At 70.0% G+C, this 4,102-nt stretch carries 3 protein-coding genes; 2 read left to right on the plus strand and 1 reads right to left on the minus strand.

The genetic code is table 11. The features are described 5' to 3' along the window. Positions 1 to 605: 605 nt before the first annotated feature. Entirely contained in the window at positions 606 to 1,478 is an 873-nt protein-coding gene (locus GA0115259_RS31735; protein WP_093603374.1) for a helix-turn-helix transcriptional regulator, read from the minus strand. Between the two features lie 189 nt (positions 1,479 to 1,667). Between GA0115259_RS31735 and GA0115259_RS31740 the strand changes: the two genes are divergently transcribed. Further along, entirely contained in the window at positions 1,668 to 2,429 is a 762-nt protein-coding gene (locus GA0115259_RS31740; protein WP_093603376.1) for an SDR family oxidoreductase, read from the plus strand. Between the two features lie 819 nt (positions 2,430 to 3,248). Continuing rightward, positions 3,249 to 4,102: PHP domain-containing protein (locus tag GA0115259_RS31745; RefSeq protein WP_141716775.1), on the plus strand; the 854-nt coding region annotated here is incomplete at its 3' end.

Genomic DNA, 4,102 nt, shown 5'->3' on the forward strand with positions numbered 1-4,102 from the left:
GCACTGCCGGCAGCCGCGGCCGGGCTGGTCAGCCCCAGGGAGGCAAGCACCGCGAAGAACGCGGTGATGAAGACGGTCCACAGTTTCTTGACCTTGAAGGCGGCCATGACCCCTCGCTTTCGGGTTGGGCGATCTACATACCTTCCTCATGATGTGTACGCATCTCGAAAATCCACGGAGCGACGCCGTTCTCGCGCAGCTCTTCGGATGAACACCACTCGTACGGTCCAACCACACCCGTAACACCCGTCATACGCCCGCCCGCGGCCCATAACCCCCACAAACACGAAGAGGTCCTCCGACCTGCGTTTCCGCAGGTCGGAGGACCTCTCGATATTGAGTCTTTGTGCTCGTGGCGGTGGCCGAACGCGGAGTCCGGTCAATGACAGTTGCGTGGTGCGTTGTAGTGGGGTGGGTTCACGTGGCGAGGGTGGCGCGGAGGTCGGGCAGGCCGCGACCGTGGCCACGGCCTTGAGCCGCCTCGGCCCCGGCACTGTCGGACTGTCCGATACGGCGGTGACCAACCTCAGGGCCCGGGCCGATCTCGCAGGCAACGGAGCCCGTGGCGCGCGTTCTGGCTGCGACGCCGGGACGGCGCGTGTTCGTCAAGGTGTCTTCGGGTGCGGGATGTCCGTCGGCCTGTTGTGCGCTGTGCTGGCGGACTCGGTGTGTGAGAGTGCGGCGAGGAGCCGTAGTTTCTCGTCGCTGTCGTTGTCCTTGTCGGGGTAGTAGACGACGAGGATGACGTCGTCGATGGGGAGTTTGTCCCGGTGGAGGTGTAGTTCACCGACGAGGGGGTGGTGGACCGTGGTCGTGCCTCCGTCGAGACCGCGGACGTCGTGGCGGGCCCACAGGGTACGGAACCGCTGACTGGACAGTGCGAGTTCTCCGACGAGCTCGACGAACCGGGGGTTGTCGGTGTCGTCCCCGATGGTGGTGCGAAGGGCGGCGATGAAATCGGCGGTGGCTTTCGTCCAGTCCTGGTGGAAGGCCTGTTCCTCAGGATCAAGGAGGAGAGAACGCAGCCGGTTCTGGCCGGGCCGCAGCCGGGGGGAGAGCGCGACGGCCATGGGGTTGGAGGCCAGGACATCGAACGCGCGCCCTTCGACGAACGCGGGGATCTGAAGGTGGGCGAGCAGCTCGTGCACCCGCGCCGGTACGTGCTCGGGCCGCTTGCGGCGTGGCGCCCTGGGGCGTGCCGCCGCGAGGCCGAGCAGATACGTCCGCTCGATGTCGTCGAGCCGCAGGACGCGCGCGAGTGATTCGAGCACCTGGGGTGAGGGGTTCTTGTCACGGCCCCGTTCCAGGCGCAGGTAGTAGTCGGGACTGATTCCGGCGAGCAGGGCGACTTCCTCACGGCGCAGGCCGGGCACGCGGCGGTTGCCGCCGGGCGGGAGTCCTGCCTGCGCCGGGGAGACCAGCTCACGCCGGGCACGAAGGTAGCCGCCCAGCCGGTTGCCGGATTCCTCATCCTTCATACCGACACCGTAATGCGGCGCGCGTGTCTCAGAGGGGGCCCTGGCAGGACCAGGGAAGACGGGGGCCCTGCCACACCCAGCAAATGCCGTCAAGACTGCGGTGACACCGTTTCGGAAGAGACAGAGAACATCACTGTCTGCGCCGCGGGCCTGAACGCCGTCGGCGCCCTGGACTGAAGGGAAGATCTCGTGGATCTCTCCAGCCGCACCGTTCTCATCGTCGGCGGGACCTCGGGTATCGGGCGAGAGCTGGCCCGCCGGTTCGCCGCAGCGGGCAGCACCGTGGCCGTTGGCGGCCGCAGCCCACAGGCACTCTCGGAACTCGACGGGGAAGGTTTCGGCACGTTCGGTATCGACGTCACGGACAGTGCCTCCGTCGCATCTTCTCGTGATGCCGTGCTCGCCCGGTACCCCGAGCTGGACACCGTGGTGACCATGTCGGGGGTCATGCTCCTGGAGGACCTGCGCGACCCCGCGCACTTCGAGGCGGCAGAGACGACGATCGACACCAACCTGCTCGGCACCATCCGGGTCATCGACGCCTTCACCCCCCACCTGGTCCAGCGGGGCGCCGGCACCTTCATCACCGTCACCTCCGGAATCGCCTTCCTGCCGTTCCCGCCCATGCCCAGCTATGCCGCCTCGAAGGCCGCGGTGCACGCCTACTCCGAAGCACTGCGCGCGCAGCTCGACGGCACCGGTGTCGGCGTCGTCGAGCTCGTCCCCCCGGCCGTCGCCACAGCAGGTCAGGAGAAGGTGAACCCGCACGCGCTGCCGCTCGACGACTTCGCCACCGAGGTCATGCACCTGCTCTCGCAGGACCCCACCCCTCACGAGATCCTCGTGAAGGGCGTCCTCATGCACCGCTGGGCCGAGCGCGACGGCACCTACGACGACCTCGTCGCACAGCGCTCCCAGGCCCTGGCCATGCTCCCCCGCCGCGAAGGCTGACGCCCTTCCCCCGCTGGCAGCCTCCTCGCTCATCGCCCCCGAGCGGCCCACGGGCAGCCACGCATCCTGGACACGAACGGCCCCGCCCCCGCGGCCCACCCTGCCGGGCGGCGACGGCGCAGCCCCTTCAGACGCCGGTCGGCCTTCTTGGCCGGGTCGCGCAGGATGTCGGTCCGACCGGCGCGCTTCTTGCCGGCGCGCGCCGACGCGGATCGGCACGGACACCCTGAAGATCTTCGGGCGCCCTTCATCGCACACCAGGTCCACGAGCTCGACTGGACGGCGGCGGAGTACGGCGTACCGGGTACGGACCTGCTCTCCCAGGTCGCCCGCACACTCGCCCGGTCGCCGGAGCCTCTGATCCGGACCGCGATCCTGGAGCGGCTGCCGGAGCTGACGGAACCGCACCGGCCCGTGTCCGTCGGTTCGCCGCACCGGAGCACCGTGGCGGTGCCCACCCCCGAACGCACTCGGGCCGGACACCTGTTTGTCCAATCGCGGTTCTGGGAGATCCGGGAACAGACCCATCTGCCGTTGTCATCCGAAGAGCCGATCCGCCGCCCCGGTGCGACTGTGATGACAGTCACGCCGTGGGGCTGCCGGAGGAGGCGGTCGGGGAAGTGGCCTGCGGACTCGGGGAGATGGCCGAAAGTTCGCATCCTCCGGAGCGTGTCCGCGGCTTGCGTTTCGGTGTCCGCACGCCTTCACCTGCGCGTTCGAGTCGCTGACCTGCGGTTACCGCGTTAGACTAATCGAACGAGTGTACTAGTAGTGTGTGGGGTGGATGGCTGAAAAGGGGTGGAGTGATGGAGGTGTGGCATGGCGGGCTTCGTCCATCTGCATGCCGCGTCCGGTTACTCCGAGCGGTACGGCGCCGCCCACCCCGAGCAGCTCGTGGAACGGGCCGCCGAGCGGGGGATGGAGGCGCTGGCGCTGACCGACCGGGACACCGTGACCGGGGCCGTGCGGTTCGCCGAGGCGTGCCGGGAGACCGGCGTCAGGCCGGTCTTCGGGATCGATCTGGCCGTTGAGCCGATTGCGCCCCCGTCTCCGGAGAAGCGCCGTCGGGCTCCGGTCCGCGGCGGGGCGCACATTGTCGAGCCGCCGCTGCGGTTCGTGCTGCTCGCCCGGGACGGTGAAGGCTGGGCGCGGCTGTGCCGGATCACGTCGGCCGCCCATGTCGGCACCGCCGGCGGGGGCGCTCCCGTCCGGGTGTCCTGGGACGCGCTGCGCGCGCATGCCGGCCCGGGCCTGACGGTGCTGCTCGGTCCGCTCTCCGAGCCTGCGCGGGCTCTGGCGGCGGGCCGCCCGGATGCCGCCGAGCAGTTGCTACGACCCTGGTGGGAGCTGTTCGGGGACGGTGTACGTCTGGAAGCGGTGTCCCTCGGGCGGCCGGGTACAGGCCCGGGGTCGCTGCGGCTGGCCGCCCGTACTCTCGCGCTCGCCGACCGTACCGGGGTCACCGCCGTGCTCAGCAACGCCGTCCGGTATGCCGACCCCGGTCAGCACCGTCTCGCCGACGTGCTGGACGCGGCCCGGCTGCTGCGGCCGGTCGACCGGCGGCGGCTGGACGGTGGGCAGCGCTGGCTCAAGGGGCCGCAGGAGATGGCCCGGGTCGCGGAGGAGGTCGTGGCCTGCGCGGGCGCGGAGCGGCGCCGGGCCGCCCGGCTGCT

The sequence above is a fragment of the Streptomyces sp. MnatMP-M17 genome (assembly GCF_900091995.1).
Classification (GTDB): Bacteria; Actinomycetota; Actinomycetes; order Streptomycetales; family Streptomycetaceae; genus Streptomyces.

What these genes read in the sequence shown, in the direction of transcription:
- GA0115259_RS31735 (WP_093603374.1), bottom strand. Translation starts at nt 1,478, where the DNA reads ATGAAGGATGAGGAATCCGGCAACCGGCTGGGCGGCTACCTTCGTGCC.